The organism is Achromobacter kerstersii (assembly GCF_902859595.1).
Lineage (GTDB): Bacteria > Pseudomonadota > Gammaproteobacteria > Burkholderiales > Burkholderiaceae_B > Achromobacter > Achromobacter kerstersii.
The window spans coordinates 1,194,800-1,219,408 of the sequence record NZ_CADIJQ010000001.1; the positions used below are offsets into that span (position 1 = coordinate 1,194,800).

Consider the following 24,609-nt stretch of genomic DNA (forward strand, 5'->3'; position numbering starts at 1 on the left):
GCAAGCGACTGCGCGGATTACGCCGCGCCGTAGCCGCCGCCGCCCGGGGTTTCGATCACGAAGATGTCGCCCGGATGCAGTTGGGCGCTATCTTGCGGACCCAGCTCCTGGACCGTGCCGTCAACGCGTTCGATCGTGTTGCGGCCCATCGCGCCGGGTTGCCCGCCCGCCAAACCGAACGGTGCGAAGCGGCGGTTGTTGGACAGGATGGCGGCCGTCATGTCTTCCAGGAAGCGAATGCGGCGCACACCGCCCTCGCCGCCCGGATACCGGCCGGCGCCGCCCGAGCCCTTGCGGATCTCGTAGGATTCCAGGCGCACCGGGAAACGGAACTCCAGCACTTCGGGGTCCGTCAGGCGCGAATTCGTCATGTGGGCTTGCACCACCGACGTGCCAGCGAAACCTTCGTCATGCGGGCCTGCCGCGTCGATGCGCACCGGGCCTGCGCCCGTACCGCCCGAGATGGTTTCGTAGTACTGGTGGCGCGCGTTGCCGAACGTGAAGTTGTTCATCGTGCCCTGGCTGGCCGCCAGCACGCCCAGCGCGCCATACAGCGCGTTGACGATGCACATGGACGTTTCCACGTTGCCCGCCACCACCGAGGCCGGCGGGTTCGGGCGCAGCATCGAGCCTTCCGGCACGATGATGGACAGCGGCACCAGGCAACCATCGTTCAGCGGGATGTCGTCATTGACCATCGTGCGGAACACATACAACACCGCCGCCACGGCGATGGCGCCGGGTGCGTTGAAGTTGTTGTCCAGCTGCGCCGACGTGCCGGTGAAGTCCACCACCGCGCTGCGCGCCTGCGTATCCACGGTTACCGCCACACGAATCACCGCGCCGTTGTCCAGCGGGTACTCGTAGCTGCCGTCTTTCAGCACCGAGATGACGCGGCGCACGGCCTCTTCGGCGTTGTCTTGCACGTGTCCCATGTAGGCGCGCACCACATCCAGACCAAAGTGGTCGCACATGCGCAACAGCTCTTGCACGCCCTTTTCGTTGGCGGCGATCTGCGCATGCATGTCGGCAATGTTCTGATCCGGATTGCGCGCGGGCCAGCGGCCCGAACCCAGAATGTCACGCGCGGCCTGGTCACGGAATTCGCCGTTCTTCACCAGCTGGAAGTTGGTGAACAGCACGCCTTCGTCTTCCACCGTCTTGGAATCCGGCGGCATGGAGCCCGGTGTGGTGCCGCCGATATCGGCGTGATGGCCGCGCGAGCCCACATAGAACAGGATCTCGCGTCCGGCATGGTCGAACACCGGCGTGATGACGGTGACGTCAGGCAAGTGCGTGCCGCCGTGATACGGGTCGTTCACCACGTACGCGTCGCCCGGCATCATGCGGCCGGCGTTGGCGTTCATGACCGTGCGCACCGATTCGCCCATCGACCCCAAGTGCACCGGCATGTGCGGCGCGTTGGCGATCAGGCGGGCCTGGGCATCAAAGATGGCGCACGAGAAATCCAGGCGTTCCTTGATGTTGACCGAGTACGCCGTGTTTTGCAGGCGGTAGCCCATCTGTTCAGCGATCGACATGAAGAGGTTGTTGAACACCTCGAGCATGACGGGGTCCGCCTGCGTCCCGACCACACGGCGTTCGGCACGCTCTTCCACGCGGCGGATCACAAAGTGATCCTGCTGCGTCAATTCCGCCTGCCAGCCGGGTTCAACCACGGTCGTCTGGTTGGGCTCGGAAATGATGGCGGGGCCTGCCACCACGTCACCGCCCGCCATGTCTTCGCGCACATACAAGGGCGTGTCGCGCCACTCGCCCGCGCTGTACATGCTGACCACGCGGCGCGGCGCCAAGGCGCCCTCGCGGGTGCGCGAGACGCTGGCTTCGCTCACGCGCTCGCCGCCACCCGTGGCTTCCACCGAAATGGTTTCCACCACCAGTTCGCGGTTGGGCATCAGGAACGAATAGCGCTGGCGATAGGCGGATTCGAAGTCGCGGCGCGCCTGATCCAGATCGGAAAACGCCACTTCCAGCGCCGTGTCCGTGCCGCGATACTTCAGATGCAGACGGCGCTGCACGCTGATGTCGGCTTCGGGCACGTGCTGACGGCGCAATTCGCCCACGGCCTGGCCGGCGAGCGTGTCCAGTTCGTCTTGCAACACGCCCATCAAGTCGGCGTCCAGCACCTTTTCAACGGTCTTCTGACGCATGTCCGTCTGGTCCGCCAAGCCCATGCCATAAGCCGACAACACGCCGCCCAGCGGATGCGCGAAGACGGTGGTCATGCCCAAGGCGTCGGCCACCAGGCAGGCGTGCTGCCCGCCCGCGCCGCCGAACACGGTCAGCGCATATTCAGTGACGTCGTGGCCGCGCTGCACCGAGATGCGCTTGATGGCCTCGGCCATGTTGCCCACGGCGATTTCCAGAAAGCCTTCGGCCAGTTGTTCCGACGTCATCTCGCGGCCGGTGGCGGCGCGCACTTCGTCGGCCATGGCCGAGAAGCGTTCCACGACGGCATCACGGTCCAGCGCTTCATTGGCGTCGGGGCCAAACACCTTCGGGAAGAAGTCGGGCTGGATCTTGCCCAACAGCACGTTGCAGTCGGTCACGGCGAGCGGGCCGCCACGGCGATAGCAGGCGGGGCCAGGGTTGGCGCCCGCCGAATCGGGGCCGACGCGCAAGCGTGCGCCGTCAAAATGCAGGATCGACCCGCCGCCCGCCGCCACCGTGTGAATGCTCATCATCGGTGCGCGCATGCGCACGCCTGCGACTTGCGTTTCGAATTCGCGTTCGAATTCGCCCGCGTAGTGCGATACGTCGGTAGACGTGCCGCCCATGTCAAAGCCGATTACCTTCGGGAACCCGGCGATTTCGCTGGTCCGCACCATGCCGACGATACCGCCGGCCGGGCCAGACAGAATGGCATCCTTGCCGCGGAAGCGATGCGCGTCGGTCAAGCCGCCGCTGGATTGCATGAACATCAGGCGGATACCCGGCAATTCGCCCGCCACCTGGTCCACATAGCGCTTCAGAATGGGCGACAGGTACGCGTCGACCACCGTCGTGTCGCCACGCGACACGAATTTGATCAGGGGGCTGACCTCGTGCGAGGCCGACACCTGCGTGAAGCCCACTTCGCGTGCGATGCGGGCGGCGCGCTGTTCGTGCGCCGTGGCGTGCCAGGCGTGCATGAACACAATGGCAACCGCGCGGATGCCGCTGTCATAGGCCGACTGCATGCCGGCGCGCAGGCCCGCTTCGTCCAGGTCGCGGATGACTTCGCCATCGGCCGCCACCCGCTCATCGGCTTCAACGACCGACTCGTAGAGCATTTCGGGCAGCATGACGTTGCGGTCGAACAGGCGCGGCCGGTTCTGATACGCAATGCGCAGGCCGTCGCGAAAGCCACGCGTCGTCACCAGCAACGTGCGCTCGCCTTTGCGTTCCAGCAAGGCGTTGGTGGCAACCGTCGTGCCCATCTTCACGCATTCGACCAGGTCGGCAGGTACGGGCTCGCCCGGCGCCACGCCCAGCAGCTTGCGGATGCCGGCAACCGCTGCGTCACGGTACTGCTCGGGATTCTCGGACAGCATCTTCGCCGTCGTCGTCGTGCCATCGGGGCGGCGCGCCACGATGTCGGTAAAGGTACCCCCACGATCAATCCAGAATTGCCACTTCTTCATGCGTAGTCCTTGAGAACGAACGGCCACGACGCGTCGCGCCGCGGTCAGTTGCAGGTAAACGGGGCCGTGCCCGAATGGGAATCAGAGAGAGGTTGCCGCCCGGGCCGCCTGGTCGTATAGGCCGGACAATGCGCGCAAGGTGTGCGCCAGCTGGCGGCTGAAATCCAGCCCGCCCCCGCCCGGCCCATCAAGGCCGGCGGTGAGGCATTGCTCGCGGATGTCGCCATAGCGCTTCAGCACGGCGGCACCTTCGGGCGTGACGCTGTAGAACACTTCCTTGCTGCTGCGTTCGCCCTTGACCACGCCCAGGCGCTCCAGCTTCTTCAGCGCGTAGCTGACGATGTGGGTGTCTTCGACGTTAAGGGTGAAGCAGATATCGGCCAGCTTCTTGGCGCGCTGCCGGTGATAGACGTGGTGAAACACCATCACGTCTGTCGGTGTCAGGTCGGGCAGCCCGGCCGCGGCCATGCAGCGCACGGTCCAGCGGTCAAAGGCATGGCTGGCGATCATCAGCCCGAATTCAACTTCGGAAAGATCGGGCGCGCTACCGCCCGCCAAGTGGGCGGACGAGGCAATCAACGTAGGGCTCATGACACGCTTTCGCCAAAATTATCTGAGCGAAATACTAATAATTTATGAATACTTCATCCATACAAAATTAGTCGAAGACGGCCGAAATGCCCTCTTTCGAGGGAATACCCCTAGCGTTTTGCGGCGTTTGCGCGCGCTTAAGGCACCGACCAGCCCATCGGCAGGTTGGCGCCGATGAGCCAGCCCGCAATCGAGATGCGCGGCGCGATGTCGGGCATCGGGTCGCCCGGGCCGAACCAGCGCGCGTCGGCAATTTCGTCTTCCTGCACGCGGATATCGCCCGATACGTAGTCGGCGGTGAACGCCACCATCAGCGAATGCGGGAACGGCCACGACTGGCTGCCAAAGTATTGAAGGTTGCCGACCTTCAGACCGACCTCTTCATAGACTTCGCGGTGCACGGTCTGCTCGATGCTTTCGCCGGGTTCGACGAAACCCGCCAGCGCCGTGTAGCGCGCCGTGGCGGTGGTGGTGTGTTTGGCAAGCAGAATGCTGTCGCCCTTGCGGATCAGCACCATCATCGCAGGCGAAATGCGCGGGTATGCCGAAAAACCGCAAGACGGGCAACGCAGACAGAACTCGTGCGACACGCGTTCGGTGGGCGTGCCGCAAGCGCCGCAAAAGCGGTGCGTGCGCGCCCATTCCGAAATCTGATACGCCCGGCCCGCCAGCGCCATGCGTTCGTCGTCGAACACACCAAACAAGGAACGCAGCTTCTTGAATGCGTAACCCTCGGGCGCTTCGATGCCGGGCTCGACGTGCACGGTGCGGTACGGCGAATCCGGGGTCATGGACACACGTTGCAAGGCGGCGGGCGCCAAGCCGATGCGTTCGCACAACGCCGTATCCGGCAACACGCTGGACGCTTCTTCGACCAGCAATTCATCACGGCGGAAAACGAAATTCACAAGGGCCTCTGCACTGCGTTTTTGACTTCGCAATGTTAGAAGAAAAATGTGCGCTTGAATGTGTCCCCGCGAGGGTTACCGTGAACTTTGAACCTTCAACCAATGAACAACAGACGTTCCTAGGAATTACCCGTAAACACGCGATTTCCCGCGCCCTGTTACCGCACAGCAACATAGAATGTGACGGCTTTTCGGCAGCGCGTCACGCGCGCAGCAGTCTCTTTCGCAATGCCTATCGGGCACAACCCGTCTTCATCATTCGCAAAGAAGGACCCATCCATGTACAAGAAAATCTCGCTGCTGGCTGGCAGCATCATCCTGGCGTTCAGCGCGGGCGCACAGGCTCAAACCAAATGGGATCTGCCCAGTGCCTACCCGGCAAGCAACTTCCACGTTGAGAACCTGACGACCTTCATCAAGGACGTCGACACGCTGTCTGAAGGCAAGCTGAAGATTCAGCTGCACAACAACGCGTCCTTGTACAAGGCGCCGGAAATCAAGCGCGCCGTGCAAGGCAACCAGGCGCAGATCGGCGAAATCCTGCTGACCAACTTCGCCAACGAAGACCCGATCTACGAATTGGACGGCCTGCCCTTCCTGGCCACCGGCTACGAAGCGTCGTTCAAGCTGTATCAAGCGCAAAAGCCGTTCCTGGAAAAGAAGCTGGCTTCGCAAGGCATGACGCTGCTGTACGCCGTGGCGTGGCCACCCCAAGGCATTTTCGCCAACAAGGACATCAAGCAGATCAGCGACATGAAGGGCCTGAAGTGGCGCGCGTACAGCCCCGTCACGGCCAAGATTGCCGAACTGGTCGGCGCGCAACCGGTGACGGTGCAGCAGGCTGAATTGGCGCAGGCGCTGGCAACGGGCGTGATCGACTCGTACATGTCGTCGGCCTCCACCGGCTACGACACCAAGACCTACGAATACATCAAGAAGTTCTACGACACGCAGGCCTGGCTGCCCAAGAACGCCATCATCGTGAACAAGAAGGCCTTCGATGCGCTGGACCCCGCGACCCAAGCCGCCTTGAAGAAGGCCGGTGCGCAAGCCGAGGAACGCGGCTGGAAGCTGTCGCAGGAAAAGAACAAGTGGTATCAGGAAGAGCTGGCCAAGAACGGCATGGAAACCATCAAGCCCACCGTGGAATTGAAGGAAGGCCTGTCGGTTATCGGCAAGCGCATGCTTGATGACTGGCTGAAGAAGGCGGGCGCCGACGGCCAAGCCATGATCGATGCCTATAAGAAGCAGTGATATCGCCATGCGCCGCTTTCTAGATGGTCTTTACGGCGCGGCCGGCCTGTTGGCCGGCTTGTGCACGATTGGCGTGCTGGTGTCGGTGCTGGCGGCGATCATCGCCCGCCAGCTCAGCTTCAATATTCCGGGCACCGACGCCTACGCCGGGTACTTCATGGCCGCCGCAGGCTTCCTGGCGCTGGCCAGCACGTTCAAGCACGGCGAACACATCCGCGTGACGCTGCTGTTGAATTCGCTGTCCCCCGCTGGCAGCCGCCGGCTGGACATTTTCGCCTTGGCGGTCGGCTGCCTGCTCGCCGCCGCCTTCGCCTTCTTCAGCGTCAAGCTGACGTATGACTCCTGGCTGTTCAACGACATCTCCACGTCCAACGACGCCACGCCGCTCTGGATTCCCCAGATCACGATGGCGGTGGGTACGGTCTTGTTCCTGATCGCTCTTATCGACGAACTGGTCCGGCGTGCGCGCGGCCTGTCCGCCGCTACTTCGCAGCAAACCCATGAATGAACTTCTCGTCATTACCCTATTGGTCGTCTCGATCTTTGCGCTGCTGGGCTGCGGAGTCTGGGTTGGCCTGACGCTGGCAGGCACGGCCTGGATCGGCATGGAGATTTTCTCCAGCCGCCCGGCGGGCGACGCCATGGCCGTCACGATCTGGGGCGCGTCGTCCAGCTGGACGCTGACCGCCCTTCCCTTGTTCCTGTGGATGGGCGAAATCCTGTTCCGCACCCGCTTGTCAGAGGATCTGTTCAAGGGCCTGGCGCCCTGGCTGAACCGCCTGCCGGGCCGGCTGCTGCACACGAACGTGATCGGCTGCGCCATTTTTGCGGCCGTGTCGGGCTCGTCAGCCGCCACCTGCGCAACGGTTGGCAAGATGACCATCCCCGAACTGACGCGCCGTGGCTACCCCGAGGATAAGATCCTGGGCACGCTGTCGGGCGCCGGTACGCTGGGCCTGCTGATTCCGCCATCGATCATCATGATCGTCTACGGCGTGGCGGCAGACGTGTCGATTGCCAAGCTCTTCATCGCCGGCATCGTGCCGGGCATTCTGCTTGCCTTGCTGTTCATGGGCTATATCGCGTGGTGGGCGATCCGCAACCCTGGCCAGGTGCCCAAGGCGGACCCCGGCATGTCGTTCATGCAGAAGCTGTCGCAATCGCGGCACCTGATTCCCGTGATGCTGCTGATTGGCGCCGTGCTGGGTTCAATCTATACCGGTATCGCCACCGCCACGGAAGCGGCGGCGGTGGGTGTGGTGGGTGCGCTGATCCTGTCCGGCCTGCAAGGCTCGCTAAACCTCTCAACGTTCAAACAATCGCTGCTGGGCGCGACGCGCCTGTACTGCATGATTGCGCTGATTCTGGCGGGTGCGCAGTTCCTGACGCTGGCGATGGGCTATATCGGCCTGCCGCGCGCGCTGGCGGAATGGATCGGCGGACTGGGCTTGTCGCAGTTCGGCCTGATCATGGCGCTGATGGTGTTCTTCATCGTGCTGGGCTGCTTCCTGGATGGCATTTCGATTGTCGTGCTGACCATGGGCGTGCTGCTGCCGACCGTGCAAGCGGCCGGTATCGACCTGATCTGGTTCGGCATCTTCATCGTTTTCGTGGTGGAAATGGCACAGATCACGCCGCCTGTCGGCTTCAACCTGTTCGTGCTGTCGGGCATGAGCGGACGCGAGCTGCCTTACATTGCGCGCGCCTCGCTGCCCATGTTTTTCCTGATGATTCTTGCCGTGCTGCTGCTTTATGTGGTGCCCGGCATTGCAACGTGGCTGCCTTTGCACATGACGCTGTAAAGCGCTTGGGCAACACCCACAAACCCCGGTCCTGGACCGGGGTTTTTTTTGGAACAATCGCGCCATTGTTCCGCACACGGCGCGGTTTTGAGGATCTGTAAACCAGGGAAAACGCCAAAAAAAAATTGGTACTACACAACCCGTAACTTTTTTAGAATCCCCTGGCGCTAATCCGTTGCACCACTTTGGCGCAGTCGACCCTGCAATTACCGCTATTGGGCCTACGCTCCGGACCCCTCGCTTATTCAAAGCGTCGGTGCAAAGGCCCAGCGTCCGACGATCCGCCAGGCGCAACAGACCGGGCCACAAGCCTGGAGCAACCAAAAACAGCTACACAGGAGGAGTCCTCAGTGAAACGCATCACCCTTACGCTCGCCGCAGCCGGTCTCGGCTTGGCAGCCGGCGCCGCTTCCGCCGAAACCAGCGTCACGCTCTACGGCATTGCCGACGTCAGCATCCGCTACCTGAGCACCAGCGCCGGCAGCGTTGGCCAGGACGGCAGCCGCGTCTCGATGGAAAACGGTGCTATCTCCAACAGCCGTTGGGGCCTGCGCGGCTCGGAAGACCTGGGCAACGGCAACCGTGCCTTCTTCCGCCTGGAAAACGGCTTCAACATGCAGAACGGCAATTCGTCGGCCACCGGCAAGACGTTTGGCCGCCTGGCCTACGTTGGCCTGGACGGCGGCAACATCGGCCAGTTGACCTTGGGTCTGCAGAACACGCCGATGTTCGACCTGCTGGCCGACTACTTCGACCCGCTGACCGTCGGCAACTACGACCAGAACGCCTGGCTGCCCGCCGCCATGTCGCGCGTGCGCACCAACAACATGACCAAGTACGCCAACACCATTGGCGACCTGTCGCTGGCGTTGTCGTGGGCGAACGGCGAAAGCTGGGAAGACCACAAGGCCGGCCAGCAATACGGCGCCAGCCTGCGCTACATGGTCGGCAAGCTCGGCCTGGGCGCGGCGTACCAGCAGACCTATGACGGCGGCAATTCCGACCTGCGCCAGCGCGTGTGGAACTTGAACGCGTCCTACCAGTTCGATAGCGCCAAGGTGTTCGCCGGCTACTACAACGGCCGCGATGAAACGGGTTGGGTCAACGCCGTCATGGGCGGCACCACCACCGCCAGCCTGGACCGCAAAGACAACGGCTATTTCGCCGGCGTGACGTGGCAAGCCACCCCGCGCTGGGCCATCACCGGCGCCGGTTACTACGACCAAAGCAAGAACGTGGTCACCGACGGCGACAAGGGCAAGCGCTACGCGCTGGTTGCCGTGGCTGAGTACTCGCTGTCCAAGCGTTCGCAAGTCTATGGCACCGTGGACTGGAACAAGGTCAGCGATGCCGCCAGCGGCGAAATCGCCGGCAAGAGCAACCAGGTCGGCGCAGCCGTGGGCTTCCGCCACATCTTCTAAGACCTGCACGCATTGCGGCGAACCCCCGCCGCATAAAAAAAAAGCCCATCGTGTTTGCGATGGGCTTTTTGCTTTCTACAGCATCGCCATGCGGCTGTTGATGAGGTCTGTCACCAGCATGTGGCCCGGCGCATGCGTGATGCAGAAGTCCGGGCGCACCGACGCCACCACCGATTGCGGCGTGACGCCGCAGGCCCAGAACACCGGCATTTCGCCTGGCCGGATCTCAACCGCATCCCCGTAGTCGGGGCGATTGATATCCGCAATGCCGATCAGTGACGGGTCGCCGATGTGTACCGGCGCGCCGTGCACAGACGGAAATCGCGACGTGACCTGAATGGCGCGGATGGCATCCGCCGCCTTCAACGGCCGCATCGACACCACCAGCGGGCCGCTGAAGGCGCCAGCGGGGTGCGTGGGGATGTTGGTGCGGTACATGGGCACGTTGCTGCCCTGCTCGATGTGGCGCACCGGCAGGCCGTTGTCCAGCATTGCTTCTTCAAACGAGAACGAGCAGCCGATCAGGAACGACACCAAGTCATCACGCCAGATATCCCGCACGTCCGTGGGCTCGGCGATGAGCTCGCCATCCTTCCAGACGCGATAGCGCGGGATATCGGTACGGATATCGATGTCAGCGCCCAGCTCCGGCAGCGCCGGGTTGCCGGGTTCTGACATCGCCAACAACGGGCATGGCTTCGGGTTGCGCTGGCAGAAGTGCAGGAAATCTGCCGCGAGCGCGCGCGGCAGAATCGCCAGATTGGCCTGCACATGGCCGGGAGCCAGATTCGCGGTGGGTCCGGTCAGCAGCCCGCTGCGCGCGTCCAGACGCGCTTGGCGGGCCAGCTCAACACTATTGCGTACGACGTTGGCGGACACCATGACATTCCTTTTAACGTGCGGCCAGCAGGTCTTCCACTGCCTGGCCAATGGCCAGGACGCGACGGTCGGCGCCATTGCTGGCGGCGATCATCAGACCGACCGGCGCGGTGCCTTCGGCATGGCACGGCAACGACAAGGCGCAACCATCCAGGAAGTTGATCAGCGTGGGGTTGCGCAGGATCAGGCCGTTGGCGGCGTAGTAGGCGTCATCGGATGCGGCCAAGTCCGCCACCGCCGGCGCCACGATGGGCGTCGTTGGCATGATCAGGGCGTCGTAGCCGGCAATGCGGTGATCCACCGCCGCCACCCACGCTTCGCGTGCGTCAAGCAAGTCCAGATAGTCTGCGGCGCTCATGTCCTGGCCGCGCATGATGCGCGACACCACGCGGGGGTCGTAGCGCTTGCCGGCGCGCGCGATCAGGCCGCGATGCCAGGCCCACGCTTCCGCAGCGGTGAAGCCGCCCTTGCTGTTGATGCTGCCCAGCTCGGCGAATTCGGGGATGGCGATTTCATCCACCAGCGCGCCCGCTTCCTTCAAGCGCGCGACCGTGGCGGCGAAGGTGTCCGCAACGTGCTTTTCCATGGCGTCCAGCGCCAGCGTGGTCGGCACTGCCAGGCGCAGGCCGCGCAGCGGCATGGCTTCCGGCACCGGGCCGCCGTCGCCCGACAGAATGGCGTCCAGCTCGGCGCAGCAGCGCACGCTGGCGGCGATGGGGCCGATGGAATCCAGGTTGGCCGACAAGGGCAGCACACCCGTCATGGACACGCGCCAGGCGCTGGGTTTGAAACCGGTCAAGCCGCACAGCGCGGCCGGGATGCGCACCGAACCGCCCGTATCCGAACCGATGCCGGCTGCGGCCATGCCGTCGGCGACAGACACTGCGGCGCCCGAGGACGAACCGCCGGGAATGCGGCCGGTCTTGCGGTCATAAGGATTGAGCGGCGTGCCGTAGTGCGGGTTGATGCCCAGGCCCGAATACGCGAATTCGGTCATGTTGGTGCGGCCGATGATGACGGCGCCTGCGGCGATCAAACGCTGCACGACTTCGGCATTGGCATCCGCCGCCGGTTCGCCTTCGCGGGCGACCGAGCCGGCCATGGTGGTTTCGCCTTCGATGTCGAACAAGTCTTTGATGCTGATCGGCAAGCCTTCCACCGCCGAACGGACGATACCCGCCGCGCGCAGGGTGTCGGAAGCGCGCGCCTGAGCCAACGCCGACTCGGCGTACAGCTTGGTGAACACGCGGGCGCCCTCGCCCGCTGCGTCTTGTGCGCGCGCCAGCGCAGCTTCGGTCAGCTCGACGGAGCTCGCGCGGCCCTCGCTCAGGGCCAAGGTCAGTTCATTCAAGGTCGAAACCATCATTGTCCTCGTGCCGACTTGCGGCGTAAAAGTGCGAACAGGCGCGCCCCATGGGAACGCGCCGGGTGTTCAATGCCGTGCGCGATCGGAATCAGGCGACGACAGGCAGCGATTCCACATGATAGCGGTGGCTGATCGTGCGTTGGAGGCGCGGATCGAACAGTTCCATCGTGAAATCCGCTGCGGCGCGGATGCCGCCGATGGCGCCCACGGTGCCGCACGTCATGCCCGCGCCTTGCGGCAGAACCGCTGCGCCGCCGGTGTAGCCGGCGATCAGGTCTTGCGGCGTGCGCAACGTGGACAGCGGGCCTTCCTGGTACAAGACCTTTTCGCCGTTTTCAACAATGTACGAACGGATGACCAATTCGTCCCAGTAGTCGGCCACGTCGGCCAAACGCCAGGCTTCGGTCGCGACCGGCTTCACGCAAACCTGCTTGGACATGGCGACGCTGACCGTCTCCAGCTTGCGGTCGGTGTGGTCGGACGCGATGCTGACGTACATTTCGCCGTCCACCGCGAACACAAAGGTTTCCACTTCGCCCGACGACTCTTCGCCCACGGCTTGCACGTGCTCGGCTTGCGTCAGCTGGTTGTCGGCGATGCGGTAGTACAGCGGCACGCTGGTCGGACGCGGCACGCCGATGGCGGCCAGTTCTTCGATGTGGTGCTCGATGGCGGCGATGTCGCGACCCGCCCAGCCGGCCACGATCAGCGTGTTGAAGTCCACTTCCACCTGGCGGGGATTGGCGTCGTTGAGATTGAATACGGCTTTCATATCAGTCCTGCGAATTTACGGGTGGAAAACGGTGCGGCCGCACGGGGCCGCACCCAAATCAAGCAAATGAAGCTCAGCCAAACGCGCGCGGCAGCCACAGCGCGATGTCGGGCCAGAACGCCAGCAAAGCCAGCATCACGAACATGGCGCCCACGAACGGTAGGCTGCCCACAATGACGGCGCTCATGGAGCCGCTCTTGCGCAGGCTCTGCACCACGAACAGGTTCAGACCCACGGGCGGGGTAATCAGGGCGGCTTCCACCAACACGATGATCACGATGCCGAGCCAGATCGGGTCATAGCCCAGGCCGATCATGATGGGCGCAACGATGGGAATCGTCGTGATCATCATGGACAGCGTTTCCATGAAGCAGCCCAGCACCAGATAGAAGATCACCACGATCAGCAGCATCCAGCCCGGCGACAGGCCCAGGCCGGTGATGGATTGCGTCAGCGCATCCGTCAGGCCGGTGGCCGACATCACAAAGTTCAGGAAGCTGGCCGCGATGACGATCAGCATGATCATCGCCGTGGAACGCATCGTGCCTTCCATCACTTCGCGCAGCATGTTCCAGGTCAAGCGCCGGAACCAGGCCGCCAGGATGAACGCGCCCAACACGCCCAACGCGGCCGCTTCCGTCGGCGTGGCCAGGCCCGCGTAGATGGAACCCACAACCAGGAAGAAGATCCCCATCGGCGGCGCCAAGTGCACCAGGCTGGCGAAGCGTTGGCCCCACGTCGCATGAATCTTCTTGCCGCCCCAGGACGGCTTGGCCACGCAAGCGACAACGACCGTCAACATGAACAACGCGGCCATGGCGAAGCCCGGGATGATGCCCGCCAGGTACAGCTTGGGCACCGACGAGTTCGTCAGCACGCCATAGATGACCAGGTTGATCGACGGCGGAATCAGGATGCCCAGCGTGCCGCCCGCGGCCAAACTGCCCAGGAACAGCGGCTCGTTGTAGCCATACTTGCGGATCTGCGGAATGGCGACGGTACCCACCGTGGCCGCAGTGGCCACGCTGGAACCGGAGGTGGCCGAGAACAGCGTCGAAGCGCCGATGTTGGCGTGCATCAGCCCGCCCGGCAGCCACGACAGCCACAGGCTCATCGCGCTGTACATACGTTCAGCGAAGCCTGCGCGCAACAGCACTTCACCCAGCATGATGAACAGCGGAATCGCCACCAGCAGGAACTCGTTATTCGAGCTCCAGGAGATTTCACCGATGGCGCGCGACAGCGGCAGCATCGAGAACAGCGGGTCCAGGATCAGACCCAACACGCCAAGCGCCGCGCCCACGGGAATGGACAGGCCGATCAGCACCAGCAACAACGTCAATGCGGTGGAAATCATGCCGCTTCTCCCTTCACCATGCGCTCGCCTGCGGCGGCTTCTTCGTCAGCTTCTTCCTGCGCGGAACGCACGCCGCAGATTTGCTTGACCAGTTCGATGTCGCCCGTGACCAGCGCGGCCGACGCACGCGCCAGCATCAACGCCACGGTGATGCACATCCAGGCCAGGCCCAGCATCCACAAGCCCTGCGGAATCCACAACGGGGTCGCAAGCGGCGTGTTGGCCGCGGACTTCTGCATCCATGAGGTTTGCACCACGTCGTAGGCGTAGTAGGTCAGGAACACCATGAAGACGGCCATGGCCACCATGGAAATCCAATCCAGCACGGCCGACAGGCGCACCGGCAAATATTGGTAAAGCACGTCAACGCGCACGTTGGCGCGCTGCAAGGTGGCGAACGCCAAGGCCCACGAGGTACTGATGGCGAAGGCGTAGCTGGACAGTTCGTCCGCGCCGCCGGTGTTGAAGCCCAGGAATTTGCGGGCCAGAACGTCAAAGGAGATCAGCAGCACGCTGGCCACCGTCAAGGCGCCGCCGGCCCAGACGGCTGCGCGCGAAAAACTCTCGGCGCGCCGCAACAGGCCGCCCAGCAGGCGGAAGTGTTCGGTTTGGGTCATGAGTGGAACCTCTGCGGACATAAGCCCGGAATTGGACATAAGCCCATAATTGGACATACGCCCCTAATGACAAGCCAGACAACGCGCCGCCGCGACTGGCGGCGGCGCGCTGTGACGCTTACTTGCTGGCGGTCAGGCCCAGCGTCTTGCCAATGGTGGCGTTGAAGTCTTTCACGCACTGGGCCGAGCAACGGGCGGCCCACTTGGGCAGCACGGCTTCGTTGGCAATCTTCTTCAACAGCGCACGGTCGGCGTCCGACGGCTGAACCAACACCATCTTGCCCTTGACCGGGAACGGGCAAGCGGCAGCGCCCGTGTTGCAGTCATAGCCTTCCTGCGTCTGGCGCGCGGCGCCTTCCCAGATGTTGTCGACCAGCGTCTTCACGTTGGCTTGCAGGAACGTGCGCACGGCGGGGTCCAGCTTGTCCCAGGCCTTCTGGTTGACGGCGTGGATCTGCTGGTTCCAGTTGATCGGCAGCGCCACCAGGTGCGTGGACACTTCGTACCACTTGGCCGAATAGCCCGACAGCGAACCCGTGATGGCGCAATCCACCACCTTGTTCTGCAAGGCCGGCACCACTTCACCGAAGGCCATCGTCACGCTGGAACCGCCCAGCGCTTCAACGAATTCGGCGGTGGTGCGGCTGCTGGTGCGAACCTTCTTGCCCTTGATGTCGGCCAGGCCCTTGATGTCTGCATTGCAGAACAGCACTTGCGCGGGATAGGTCGAAATGCCCAGCAGCTTGACGTTGTTGCCTTCGCCGTAGAGCTTGGCGTAGACGGGTTCGAATGCATCGGTGACGGCGCGCGCGGTCTTGACGTCCGGCGCCAGGCCGGCCAGGTCGATGGCTTCGTTGATGGGGTTGTCGCTGGCGAAGTACGACAAGGTGGCGGTGCCGAATTCGACCACGCCTTGCGACATCAGGCGCAGCAGCTCCGGCCCCTTCAGGCCCATTTCGTTGAAGCCCTTGATGTCGGCCGTGACCTGACCCTTGGACAGCTCAGGAATGGTCTTGGTCCAGAACGGCTTTTCGTAGTCGTTGTACGCGGTCAAGTTGGACAGGCCGCCCACGACCTTCAAGTGGGTCTTGGGCAGATCTTGTGCGTGGACGGCGCCGGCCAACAAGCTGGCAGCGACGGCGGCGAAAACAAGAGACTTCTTCATGGACAAAACTCCTGGCTGGCGGGATGGTCTATCGCGCGCGGGTTCCCGTTATCCTGGTCGCACGCGGGTGGAATGTGGGATTCAGGGACGGGAGTCAAGCGTTGGCCAATTCATGTTTTTTCCCCCGCACTGTGTATCCAGGCGCTACTTATTGATATGACGCCATTGCATCGTCAGGGGCGGCCAGCGTCCAATCGTTAGTTGCGATGTGGGGGTATAAATTTTTCTTGGGTCTCGCCGGACAGGCGGGGAGAAATTTCGCAAGACCCAGCATTGGCGCGGGTTTGCGGGCAGATGATGCTGCCGTGCGCGACGGTGCTGCCCGATTGATTTGAACCTGCGACGCCCCCCGGCCAGGGGAAAACACCTAGAGCGGAATGCCGCCTTCGGCCTGCGCCGCGACCTTCTGCGCCATCTGCGCAATGATCCGAACCGCATGGCTGTCTGGCCCCTGCACCCACGTCGCCGTGAAATTCAGCTCGGGCAAGGGGTCGGCCTGAACTTGCAGGATGCGCAGTTCGCCCCGCGCAAGCTCCTTGCCCAGAAACACCGGCGCGATGACGCTGGTGCCGATGCAGTCTTGCGTCATACGCACCACCATCGACATCGACGCGCTGCCATACATGCGCGGCGACGTCACGCCCGCGCGCGTCAGCATGTCACGCACGACCCGGTACGGCGCGCTGTTGGACGGGTACGTGATGATGGGCAGCTTGCCGATACGTTCAAGCGTCAAGGGTTCAGGGCCCAGGTCCAGCGCGGGGCTAGCGACCCAGGCCAGCGGATAGCTGCACAGCGGCAGATTTTCCACGCGCGCCTCAAGCACCGGCCCCATCAGGAAAGCCAGGTCAATCTGGCGCGCCATCAGATGCGGGCGCAGCACGTGCGTGGTGTCCACTTCAATTTCCAGCACCAGCGCCGGATAGGTGGAGTGGATCAATTCAATCAATGCGGGCAGCCACGTCTGCACGATGGTTTCCGCCACACCAATGCGCACCGTGCCTGTCATGACGTTTTGTTCGCGGGCCGCTTCGAACATATCGCGCCGCACTTGCAGCATGCGTTCGGCGTGGGACAGAAGCTCGTGACCCTTGGCCGTCAGTTTGACGCCGCGCGCCTCGCGTTCGAACAGCAACACGCCCAGATCGGCCTCAAGCGAGGCAATACGCTGCGACACCGCGGGTTGCGTGGTGTTGAGCTTATCCGAGGCCGCGCGGAAGCTGCCCAGGCGGGCGACCCAGAAAAAAGTCTCGATGTTGCGTAATTCGATCATTGATTGGTCTGTTTCCCCTGCGCGATGGGCGTATTATGGCAGCCGCCCATCCCCCCATCCAGGAGCTTGTCCATGTCCCCCGGTCGCCCGCAAGCCGCCGCGCCCGCCACCCGCGGTCCGCTCGTCGGAATTTTGCTGCTGGTGCTATCGATGTGGACGCTGTCGTGCCTGGACGCCAGCGGGAAATGGGTGATGAACGCAGGGGTGCCGCTGCTGGTGCTGTCCTGGTTCCGATACGTGGTGCATTTGATTTTGGTGCTGGCGCTGGTGCTGCCCGCCAAAGGCGTGAGCGTGCTGCGCAGCAATCGCCCGCGCGAACAACTGATACGCGGCGGCTCGATGTTCCTGGCCACGCTGATGTTCTTCACCACGCTTAGCTACATTCCGCAGGCCGAGGCCACGGCCATCAACTTTCTGGCGCCGCTGCTGGTGCTGTCGCTGGCGCCCTGGGTGTTGAAAGAGCCCGCCCGATTGTCGCGCTTCGTCGCGGCCGGCATTGCGTTCATTGGCGTGATCATCGTCATCCGGCCGGGCGGCGGCCTGCATCCTATTGGCACCATTTTCGGGCTGCTGACGGCCTGTTGCTTCGCCGCGCAATTCATTGCGACGCGACGGGTCGCGGGCGACGATCCGTTCACGTCGCTGATCTGGAGCGGCGCGGTGGGCACAGCCTGCCTGACGCTTACCCTGCCCTTCGTGCTGCCCGGCGCGTTACCGGTGCTGCAATCCTTGTCCGCCTTCGATTGGTTCCTGCTGATCTCCACCGGCGTCACGGGCGGCGTCGGGCATCTGTTCCAGATCGCCGCCTACCGGCGCGCACCCGCCTCCACGCTTGCGCCCTTCATCTATTTGCAGATCATCAGTGCGACGTCCGTGGGCTGGCTGGTCTGGGGCCATTTCCCCGACCCGCTGACCTGGCTGGGCATCGCCATCATCTGCGCCAGCGGCATCGGCATTGGTCTGGTGGAATGGCGCCGCAGCCTGGCAAGCGGTGCGGCCATCGCACGGCAAGCCGCCCGCTGAATCCACGGCGCCCCGCTACGGGCGGACGCGCCAGCGCGCTCGGGCGGCCTCCCGTACAATGCTCGTCGCTTTTTGCGCATCCGCGCATGGGCGTTCCCGGCATCTGGCAATTCCCCGAGCGAGGTCTTCATGATCATCAAGCCCCGTGTGCGCGGCTTCATCTGCGTCACCACCCATCCCGTCGGCTGCGAAGCCAATGTCAACAACCAGATCGACTACGTCAAGGCGCAAGGTCCGATAGCCGGCGGCCCCAAGCGCGTGCTGGTGTTGGGCGCGTCGACCGGATATGGCTTGGCGGCGCGCATCAGCGCAGCGTTCGGCTGTGGCGCACAAACGCTGGGCGTGTTCTTCGAACGCCCGGCCGAAGCCACCAAGGCGGGCACGCCCGGCTGGTACAACAGCGCCGCCTTCCATCGCGCGGCCGACGCCGCCGGCCTGTATGCCAAGAGCATCAACGGCGACGCCTTCTCTGATGAGATCAAGCAAAAGACCATTGCCGCCATCAAGGCGGATCTGGGCCAGGTTGACCAGGTGATCTACAGCCTGGCCGCGCCGCGCCGCACGCACCCGACGACGGGCCAGGTCTTCAATTCCACGCTGAAACCCATCGGCCACGCCGTGAACCTGCGCGGCCTGGACACCGACCGCGAAGTGGTGAAAGAGTCTGTGCTGGAACCGGCCACGCAAGCCGAGATCGACGCCACCGTTGCCGTCATGGGCGGCGAAGACTGGCAGATGTGGATCGATGCATTGCTTGAAGCCGGCGTGCTGGCCGAAGGCGCCACCACCACCGCCTTCACGTACCTGGGCGAAAAGATCACGCACGACATCTATTGGAATGGCTCGATCGGCGCCGCCAAGAAAGACCTGGACCAGAAGGTGCTGGACATCCGCGCCAAGCTGGCTGCGCGCGGCGGCGACGCGCGCGTGTCGGTGCTGAAAGCCGTGGTCACGCAAGCCAGCTCGGCCATCCCGATGATGCCGTTGTACCTGTCGTTGCTGTTCAAGGTAATGAAGGCGCAGGGCACGCACGAAGGCTGCATTGAACAGGTCTACGGCCTGTACAAAGACAGCCTGTGCAGCGACACGCCCATCCTGGATGCGGACGGCCGACTGCGCGCCGACTACAAGGAACTGGACCCGAGCGTGCAGGAACAAGTGCAGGCGCTGTGGAACCAGGTCACCAGCGACAACATCTATCAGCTGACCGATTTCGCCGGCTACAAGCAGGACTTTCTGCGCTTGTTCGGCTTTGAAATTGAAGGTGTGGATTACGAAGCGGATGTGGACCCGGCCGTTGAAATTCGCGGCCTGATCTAAGCGCTTGGCGCCAAGCGGGGGGATTGCCCCCCCGCATTTACCGCATCAGAGATATTCCAGCGTCACCACGCGGCGCTGCCGCTCGGGCGCGCCATTGGCGCCGGGTTCGGGGGTAAAGGTTCTGGTGCTGACCTTGACGACATTGTCACGCACCAAGGCCGGCTGGCCTGCTGGCGCCACGCAATTCACCTGAGGCATCGACCGGGCGGAGAGGCCCGTTGTACCCACCTGACAGCGGGTCTGCTCAACAATGGCGCCCACGAACCGGATGGTGCCTCCCGCGGCATTCGCTGCCAGCGGAACCCACATCGACACAGACAGCGTGGCGGCAATAACGGAGACGCGAATAGTCATGATCACTCCCAGTCGTTGGCAGAAAGACACAAATAAATGTCTTTCTTGTTAGTGATTACGGCTGGTTAGCGAACAACTTAAGTCATGCACGGCGGGCATGACCGTGCCGCTTCCATCAACGCTCCTTGCCGTAACCTTCGTACCTAACGATGTCAATCAGACTACGCTCAAGTTTTATTCGGATCAATCCGAAATTTATCTAAAAGCGCCGCTTACTTTGCGTCTTCTGTCCGAATCAGCGCCAGCAGCTGATCCAGTCCGCCTTCATCAATCGCGACATTCACTTCCTGGCGCACCGCCGGTTTGGCGTGATAACCCACGGACAAACCCGCTGCCCGCATCATGGGAAGATCGTTCGCGCCATCGCCCACGGCAATGGCGCGTTCCGGCCCGACGCCACGTTGTGCGCACACTTCCAGCAACTTGCGGCGCTTTTCCTCGCCGTCGCAGATGTCGCCCCACGCTTGCGGCAACAGCTTGCCCGTCAAGCGTCCATCGACAATGTCCAGCACGTTGGCGCGTACATCGTCCAAGCCCAATCGCACACGCAAACGGTCGGTGAAACACGTGAAGCCGCCCGTCACGAGCAGGCACGTCAAGCCGGCCGCTTTGCATGCGGCGATCAACGTTTCAGCGCCTGGGTTGATGCGCACGCGCTGTTCGTAGACCTCATCCAGCAAAGCTTCAGGCATGCCAGCCAGCAACGCCACGCGGTCTCGCAGGCTTTGCTTGTAGTCGACGATGTCGCCACGCATCGCGGCTTCGGTCAGGGCAGCCACTTCGGCCTTCTTGCCCATCAGGTCGGCCATTTCGTCCAGCGTCTCGATGGAGATCAGCGTGGAGTCCATGTCGAAGGCGATGACGGCGTAGTCGGACAATGCAAGCGGCGGCGTAATGCCACGCCACTGCACGCCAGGAATGGCAGAGGGAAACATGAGGGAGTCCTTTGTCTTTCAGGGATGAGCCAGGCCGTGCTGCTGCGCACACAGCCATGCGATGAACAATTGCGCCGATGCCGCGGCCGGGCCGTCTTGCCGGTAGAGCGCATGAATGCCGGCGTTGGGCAGGTGCGGCTGGGCAAAGAGCGGACGCAGGCGGTCCGCGCGGATATCGTCTTCCAGCAAGCACCACGGCGCCAACGCAATGCCCAGGTCATTCATGGCGGCCTGCATGCACAGAAATTGATGGTCGAAGACCGGCCCTGGCAATTGCGCCGGCACATCCACCTTGGCCAACGCAAACCAACGCGGCCAGTGATCCATGCCGCCGGATATTTTCAATAACGGATGCGCAAGGCAATCGGCCGGCGTGTTCAGCCGGTTGCGTTCAATGAAACGCGGCGACGCCACTGGCACATGGAAATCATCCAGGCAATGCACGCAAGCAAGTTCGGCGTGCGTCATGAAGCCATGGCGGATGAGCACATCGCTGCCGGTGTCACCCCCACGATCCAGAAACGGACGGGCCTGCGTGCTGAGCTGCACGTCGATACCAGGGTGCTGCGCCTGGAACGTCGACAGGCGCGGGATCAGCCACTTCATGGTCAGCGACGGTGTGGCGCACACGCGCAGCACGCCGCCATAGGCGGGCGACTTCAGCGCGGCGGTGGCGGCAGCGATGCGTTCCAGGCTGGCCTGCACTTCCGGGAAGTACGCTTGCGCGCACGGCAGCAGCGCAACGCCTCGCGCTTCGCGCGCGAACAGCGGCTGCCCCACATACTCTTCAAGAATGCGGATCTGCTGGCTGACGGCGCTATGCGTAATGCTCAGCTCGTCGGCGGCGGCGGTGAAGCTGCGCAAACGCGCCGCCGCTTCAAACACGCGCAACGCCTTCAATGGCGGCAGACTCGGCCCCGCCATCTCAGCGCGCGTCCGCCCGTGCGCCGGCGCGGCGCAAGCCTGTGCTGCTCTTGTTCACGTTTACCCTTGTGATTTATGTATGGGCAGCGTGGCCATGCCGTCCGCGCCTGCCCTATTCTGTTCTGCCGCATTCTAGGGGATAGCGGCGGCGCCGACCTCTTAGAAAATCTAACGCCATGTCTTAAAAAACACTGCTGGTCGACCGCAACAGCCGTTCCTATGATGCCGGGAACCTAAGCAGGAACTGAATATGGCATCGATCACAGTAGACGGCATCGCCAAGACTTTCGGCGGGCAGCAGGTGTTGCGCAATCTGTCGCTGCACATTCCCGACGGCGCGTTCTATACGCTGCTTGGCCCCAGCGGTTGCGGCAAGACCACCTTGCTGCGTTGCATTGCGGGTTTCTACGCGCCGGATGGCGGCCGCCTGCTGTTCGATCAGGACGACGTGACGCATGTGTCCGCGCACCGCCGCGATATCGGCATGGTGTTCCAGGACTACGCCCTCTTCCCCGACAAGACCGCGTTTGACAACGTGGCGTATGGCTTGCGGGCGCGCGGCGTGGCGCGTGCAGAGCTCACGCGCCGCACTAACGAAGCGCTGGACAACGTGGGCCTGCTGGCGCTGGCTGACCGCTACCCCGCCCAGATGAGCGGCGGGCAGCGGCAACGCGTGGCGCTGGCGCGCGCACTGGTGATCCGGCCGCGCGTGCTGCTGATGGATGAGCCACTGTCCAACCTGGACGCCAAGATGCGCCTGCAAATGCGCGACGTTATTCTGGACCTGGTGCGCGAAGCTGGCATTACCACCGTGTTCGTCACGCACGACCAGGAAGAGGCGCTGGCAATGTCAGACCGAATCGCCATCATGGACCACGGCAACATCGCGCAGTTGGGCACGCCCGAAGAACTGTACGGCACGCCGGTGAATGCGTATGTGGCTGACTTCATTGGTTCGGCCAACGTCATTCCCGTGCCCGCGCAAACGGGTCTTGCCGGCGCGCCGGATGGGCATGTGCGCTATGAATTGTGTGGCCTGGGGTTTGATGGCGTGCAAGGCAGCGCGCGCCTGGACGCCAATGGCGTGCTGATTGCCCGGCCCGAGGAACTGGCGCTGATGTCGCCCGCGCCTTACGTGCCCAACACGCTGCCTGGCAAGGTGCTGCGCCGCCAATACCTGGGCTTCAAGACCGCGTACCGCATTCAGTTGGACAACGGCGCCGAGATTCGCGTGGAGCTGCATGCGGGCAACATGGTGGCGCAGTTCCAGCCGGGCGAAGCCGTGCAGGTATTGATCCCCGCCGACAGCCGCGTCGTCAACGCCTGAGGACACGCACGCCATGAAAATCAAATGGTGGCCTTGGGGCATCCTGACCGCAATCAGCCTGGTGCTGCTGCTGTTCTTCGTGCTGTATCCGCTGGGCGTGCTGTTCAGCAACAGCATCACCGGCCAGGACGGCGGCTTTTCGCTGGAAGGCTTCAAAGCCCTGCTGGCCGACTCGCAATATCTGGAGGCCTTCGGCAATACGCTGATCCTGGGCTTGGCGGTTACCACCTGCACCGTGCTGGTGGGCGTGCCGTTCGCGTATCTGGTGGCGCGCTACGACTTTCCGCTGAAGAACCTGGTGGCGATCCTGCCCGTGCTGACCATCGTGATCCCCGAGATCATCGTGGGCCAGTCGTGGCTGCTGATCCTGGGCAACAACGGCTTGTTGACCAATCTGTTGGGCGACGCCGGCATTTCGCTGCCGTCGTTCTATGGCTGGACGGGCATGGTGTTTTCCATGACGCTCGTCTACTACACGTACATCTATCTGGGCGTGCTGGCCGCGCTGCGCGGCTTTGACGGGCAGCTGGAAGAAGCGGGCTTAAGCCTGGGCACCCCGCCGCTCTTGACCAAGCTGCGCGTGCTGGTGCCGGTGCTGCTGCCCGCCGTGCTGGTCAATGCGCTGGTGGTGTTCACGCTGGTGGTCGGCAACTTTGCGCTGGCGATGCTGCTGGGCAGCCGCGTGCCGCTCTTGTCGGTCATGACGTACAACACCTTCGTCAGCGAAATGGGCGGCAGCCCCACGCTGCAAAGCGCGATGTCGGTGGTGTCGATCGCCATCGTCGCCATCGTGCTGTTCTTTCAAAAGCGCGTGGTGGAACGCAAGGTCTACACCATGACGCAAGGGCGGGCGCCGGCCGCCGTGCGCGTGCGGTCGTGGACCGCCGTGCTGTATGCGGGCGGCGTGGGCCTGGTGATTCTGGTGTCGATGTTGCCGCTCATCATCGTGTTCATTGCCGCGTTCACGAAGACCAGCGGACCCGTCATGCAATGGGGCCAATGGTCGTTGGCCAGCATGCAGCGCGCGGTGCATGGCGCGCCTGAACCGATCTTGAACTCGCTGAAGTTCGCCTCGCTGGCGACGGTGCTGGGCGTGGCGTTCGCGGTGCTGGTCAGCTATCTGACCATCAAGAAGCGCAGCGCCTTTACCCAGGTGCTGGACTACATCGTGGTGCTGCCGCTGACCATTTCCGGCACGGTGCTGGGCATTGCGCTGGTGCAAACCTTCAACACCGGCTGGCTGGTGCTGGCGGGCACCTCGGGAATCATGGTGCTGTGCTACACGGTGCGCCGTCTGCCGTTTGCGGTGCGCAACGCGTCGTCGGTGCTGTTCAACATTCCCGACTCCATCGAGGAAGCGTCGATCAGCCTGGGCGTATCGCCGCTGATGACGTTCTTCAAGGTGATCCTGCCCGCCATGAAGGCGTCGATCATCTCGGCCGCCATCCTGATGTGGCTGACCACGATTTCCGAGCTGTCGGCGTCCATCGTGGCCTACAGCGGCGGCCTGGAAACCATGCCCATCGCCATCTTCCGCCAGGTTGACGGCGGCAGGCTCGGCATGGCCTCGGCCTATGGCGCGGCGCTGGTCACGGTGATCGTGCTGCCCATCATCGTGTCGGTCAAAGCATTCCGCATCAAGCTGTTCTCCGGCAAATAACCCTCTCGACCCAAAGG

General features: G+C 63.3%; 21 protein-coding genes. 8 read left to right on the top strand and 13 right to left on the bottom strand.

Annotation, left to right across the window (positions count from 1 at the left end; genetic code table 11):
• Positions 1-17 precede the first annotated feature (17 nt).
• The 3 genes from HV765_RS05200 to nudC form a co-directional block, all read right to left on the bottom strand.
• A complete protein-coding gene (locus HV765_RS05200; RefSeq protein ID WP_175169026.1) occupies positions 18-3,644 on the bottom strand; it encodes a hydantoinase B/oxoprolinase family protein in 3,627 nt (1,208 codons plus the stop codon).
• 81 nt (positions 3,645-3,725) lie between these two features.
• Positions 3,726-4,235, bottom strand: a complete 510-nt coding sequence (locus HV765_RS05205) for a winged helix DNA-binding protein (protein WP_054421848.1) — start codon at positions 4,233-4,235, stop codon at positions 3,726-3,728.
• Between the two features lie 137 nt (positions 4,236-4,372).
• Complete coding sequence (nudC, locus tag HV765_RS05210; protein ID WP_054421846.1) at positions 4,373-5,143, bottom strand: NAD(+) diphosphatase; 771 nt, start codon at positions 5,141-5,143, stop codon at positions 4,373-4,375.
• Positions 5,144-5,422: 279 nt separating this feature from the next.
• Between nudC and HV765_RS05215 the strand changes: the two genes are divergently transcribed.
• The 4 genes from HV765_RS05215 (at position 5,423) to HV765_RS05230 (ending at position 9,620) form a co-directional block, all read left to right on the top strand.
• Positions 5,423-6,397, top strand: a complete 975-nt coding sequence (locus HV765_RS05215) for a TRAP transporter substrate-binding protein (protein WP_054421845.1) — start codon at positions 5,423-5,425, stop codon at positions 6,395-6,397.
• A 7-nt stretch (positions 6,398-6,404) separates the two neighbouring features.
• On the top strand, positions 6,405-6,905 hold the full coding sequence (locus HV765_RS05220) for a TRAP transporter small permease (protein ID WP_175169027.1): 501 nt from the start codon (positions 6,405-6,407) through the stop codon (positions 6,903-6,905).
• Positions 6,898-8,199, top strand: coding sequence for a TRAP transporter large permease (locus tag HV765_RS05225; RefSeq protein WP_054421841.1), 1,302 nt, complete (start codon positions 6,898-6,900; stop codon positions 8,197-8,199). Before HV765_RS05220 ends, HV765_RS05225 begins: the two co-directional genes overlap by 8 nt.
• 350 nt (positions 8,200-8,549) lie before the next feature.
• A complete protein-coding gene (locus HV765_RS05230) occupies positions 8,550-9,620 on the top strand; it encodes a porin (protein ID WP_054421839.1) in 1,071 nt (356 codons plus the stop codon).
• A gap of 75 nt (positions 9,621-9,695) precedes the next feature.
• Here the strand turns inward: HV765_RS05230 and HV765_RS05235 are convergent, their stop codons facing one another.
• The 7 genes from HV765_RS05235 to HV765_RS05265 all read right to left on the bottom strand — a co-directional run bounded on the left by HV765_RS05235 (position 9,696) and on the right by HV765_RS05265 (position 17,049).
• Positions 9,696-10,502, bottom strand: a complete 807-nt coding sequence (locus HV765_RS05235; protein ID WP_054421838.1) for a putative hydro-lyase — start codon at positions 10,500-10,502, stop codon at positions 9,696-9,698.
• Between the two features lie 10 nt (positions 10,503-10,512).
• A complete protein-coding gene (locus tag HV765_RS05240) occupies positions 10,513-11,862 on the bottom strand; it encodes an amidase (RefSeq protein WP_054422412.1) in 1,350 nt (449 codons plus the stop codon).
• A gap of 91 nt (positions 11,863-11,953) precedes the next feature.
• Entirely contained in the window at positions 11,954-12,637 is a 684-nt protein-coding gene (locus HV765_RS05245; protein ID WP_054421836.1) for a DUF2848 domain-containing protein, read from the bottom strand.
• Positions 12,638-12,710: 73 nt separating this feature from the next.
• On the bottom strand, positions 12,711-13,994 hold the full coding sequence (locus HV765_RS05250) for a TRAP transporter large permease (RefSeq protein ID WP_054421833.1): 1,284 nt from the start codon (positions 13,992-13,994) through the stop codon (positions 12,711-12,713).
• Positions 13,991-14,611 carry a TRAP transporter small permease subunit gene (locus HV765_RS05255; RefSeq protein ID WP_054421830.1) on the bottom strand — a complete coding sequence of 207 codons (621 nt, stop codon included), beginning with the start codon at positions 14,609-14,611 and terminating at the stop codon, positions 13,991-13,993. Before HV765_RS05255 ends, HV765_RS05250 begins: the two co-directional genes overlap by 4 nt.
• Before the next feature lie 118 nt (positions 14,612-14,729).
• Entirely contained in the window at positions 14,730-15,776 is a 1,047-nt protein-coding gene (locus HV765_RS05260; protein WP_054421828.1) for a TRAP transporter substrate-binding protein, read from the bottom strand.
• Positions 15,777-16,143: 367 nt separating this feature from the next.
• Positions 16,144-17,049, bottom strand: a complete 906-nt coding sequence (locus HV765_RS05265) for a LysR family transcriptional regulator (protein WP_054421826.1) — start codon at positions 17,047-17,049, stop codon at positions 16,144-16,146.
• 72 nt (positions 17,050-17,121) lie between these two features.
• Here HV765_RS05265 and HV765_RS05270 point away from each other — a divergent pair, with 72 nt between their 5' ends.
• Together HV765_RS05270 and fabV are read left to right on the top strand one after the other, a co-directional pair.
• On the top strand, positions 17,122-18,072 hold the full coding sequence (locus tag HV765_RS05270) for a DMT family transporter (RefSeq protein WP_054421824.1): 951 nt from the start codon (positions 17,122-17,124) through the stop codon (positions 18,070-18,072).
• Positions 18,073-18,201: 129 nt separating this feature from the next.
• Positions 18,202-19,392, top strand: a complete 1,191-nt coding sequence (gene fabV, locus HV765_RS05275) for an enoyl-ACP reductase FabV (RefSeq protein WP_175169028.1) — start codon at positions 18,202-18,204, stop codon at positions 19,390-19,392.
• Between the two features lie 45 nt (positions 19,393-19,437).
• Here fabV and HV765_RS05280 read toward each other — a convergent pair whose 3' ends face one another.
• The 3 genes from HV765_RS05280 to HV765_RS05290 form a co-directional block, all read right to left on the bottom strand.
• Positions 19,438-19,746, bottom strand: a complete 309-nt coding sequence (locus HV765_RS05280; protein ID WP_175169029.1) for a hypothetical protein — start codon at positions 19,744-19,746, stop codon at positions 19,438-19,440.
• Between the two features lie 212 nt (positions 19,747-19,958).
• Positions 19,959-20,681 carry a phosphoserine phosphatase SerB gene (gene serB / locus HV765_RS05285; protein WP_175169030.1) on the bottom strand — a complete coding sequence of 241 codons (723 nt, stop codon included), beginning with the start codon at positions 20,679-20,681 and terminating at the stop codon, positions 19,959-19,961.
• A gap of 18 nt (positions 20,682-20,699) precedes the next feature.
• A complete protein-coding gene (locus HV765_RS05290; RefSeq protein WP_175169031.1) occupies positions 20,700-21,605 on the bottom strand; it encodes a LysR substrate-binding domain-containing protein in 906 nt (301 codons plus the stop codon).
• A gap of 250 nt (positions 21,606-21,855) precedes the next feature.
• Here HV765_RS05290 and HV765_RS05295 point away from each other — a divergent pair, with 250 nt between their 5' ends.
• Together HV765_RS05295 and HV765_RS05300 are read left to right on the top strand one after the other, a co-directional pair.
• A complete protein-coding gene (locus HV765_RS05295; RefSeq protein ID WP_175169032.1) occupies positions 21,856-22,932 on the top strand; it encodes an ABC transporter ATP-binding protein in 1,077 nt (358 codons plus the stop codon).
• 13 nt (positions 22,933-22,945) lie between these two features.
• Positions 22,946-24,592: an ABC transporter permease gene (locus HV765_RS05300; protein ID WP_054421815.1), complete on the top strand. Its 1,647-nt coding sequence runs from the start codon at positions 22,946-22,948 to the stop codon at positions 24,590-24,592.
• Positions 24,593-24,609 lie beyond the last annotated feature (17 nt).

Coding starts and splice junctions, on each gene's coding strand:
- HV765_RS05235 (WP_054421838.1), bottom strand. CDS start 10,502: ATGGTGTCCGCCAACGTCGTACGCAATAGTGTTGAGCTGGCCCGCCAA.
- HV765_RS05255 (WP_054421830.1), bottom strand. CDS start 14,611: ATGACCCAAACCGAACACTTCCGCCTGCTGGGCGGCCTGTTGCGGCGC.
- HV765_RS05290 (WP_175169031.1), bottom strand. CDS start 21,605: ATGGCGGGGCCGAGTCTGCCGCCATTGAAGGCGTTGCGCGTGTTTGAA.
- HV765_RS05200 (WP_175169026.1), bottom strand. CDS start 3,644: ATGAAGAAGTGGCAATTCTGGATTGATCGTGGGGGTACCTTTACCGAC.
- HV765_RS05245 (WP_054421836.1), bottom strand. CDS start 12,637: ATGAAAGCCGTATTCAATCTCAACGACGCCAATCCCCGCCAGGTGGAA.
- HV765_RS05220 (WP_175169027.1), top strand. CDS start 6,405: ATGCGCCGCTTTCTAGATGGTCTTTACGGCGCGGCCGGCCTGTTGGCC.
- HV765_RS05225 (WP_054421841.1), top strand. CDS start 6,898: ATGAATGAACTTCTCGTCATTACCCTATTGGTCGTCTCGATCTTTGCG.
- fabV (WP_175169028.1), top strand. CDS start 18,202: ATGATCATCAAGCCCCGTGTGCGCGGCTTCATCTGCGTCACCACCCAT.
- HV765_RS05265 (WP_054421826.1), bottom strand. CDS start 17,049: ATGATCGAATTACGCAACATCGAGACTTTTTTCTGGGTCGCCCGCCTG.
- HV765_RS05300 (WP_054421815.1), top strand. CDS start 22,946: ATGAAAATCAAATGGTGGCCTTGGGGCATCCTGACCGCAATCAGCCTG.
- HV765_RS05280 (WP_175169029.1), bottom strand. CDS start 19,746: ATGACTATTCGCGTCTCCGTTATTGCCGCCACGCTGTCTGTGTCGATG.
- serB (WP_175169030.1), bottom strand. CDS start 20,681: ATGTTTCCCTCTGCCATTCCTGGCGTGCAGTGGCGTGGCATTACGCCG.
- HV765_RS05260 (WP_054421828.1), bottom strand. CDS start 15,776: ATGAAGAAGTCTCTTGTTTTCGCCGCCGTCGCTGCCAGCTTGTTGGCC.
- HV765_RS05295 (WP_175169032.1), top strand. CDS start 21,856: ATGGCATCGATCACAGTAGACGGCATCGCCAAGACTTTCGGCGGGCAG.
- HV765_RS05205 (WP_054421848.1), bottom strand. CDS start 4,235: ATGAGCCCTACGTTGATTGCCTCGTCCGCCCACTTGGCGGGCGGTAGC.
- HV765_RS05215 (WP_054421845.1), top strand. CDS start 5,423: ATGTACAAGAAAATCTCGCTGCTGGCTGGCAGCATCATCCTGGCGTTC.
- HV765_RS05250 (WP_054421833.1), bottom strand. CDS start 13,994: ATGATTTCCACCGCATTGACGTTGTTGCTGGTGCTGATCGGCCTGTCC.
- HV765_RS05240 (WP_054422412.1), bottom strand. CDS start 11,862: ATGGTTTCGACCTTGAATGAACTGACCTTGGCCCTGAGCGAGGGCCGC.
- HV765_RS05270 (WP_054421824.1), top strand. CDS start 17,122: ATGTCCCCCGGTCGCCCGCAAGCCGCCGCGCCCGCCACCCGCGGTCCG.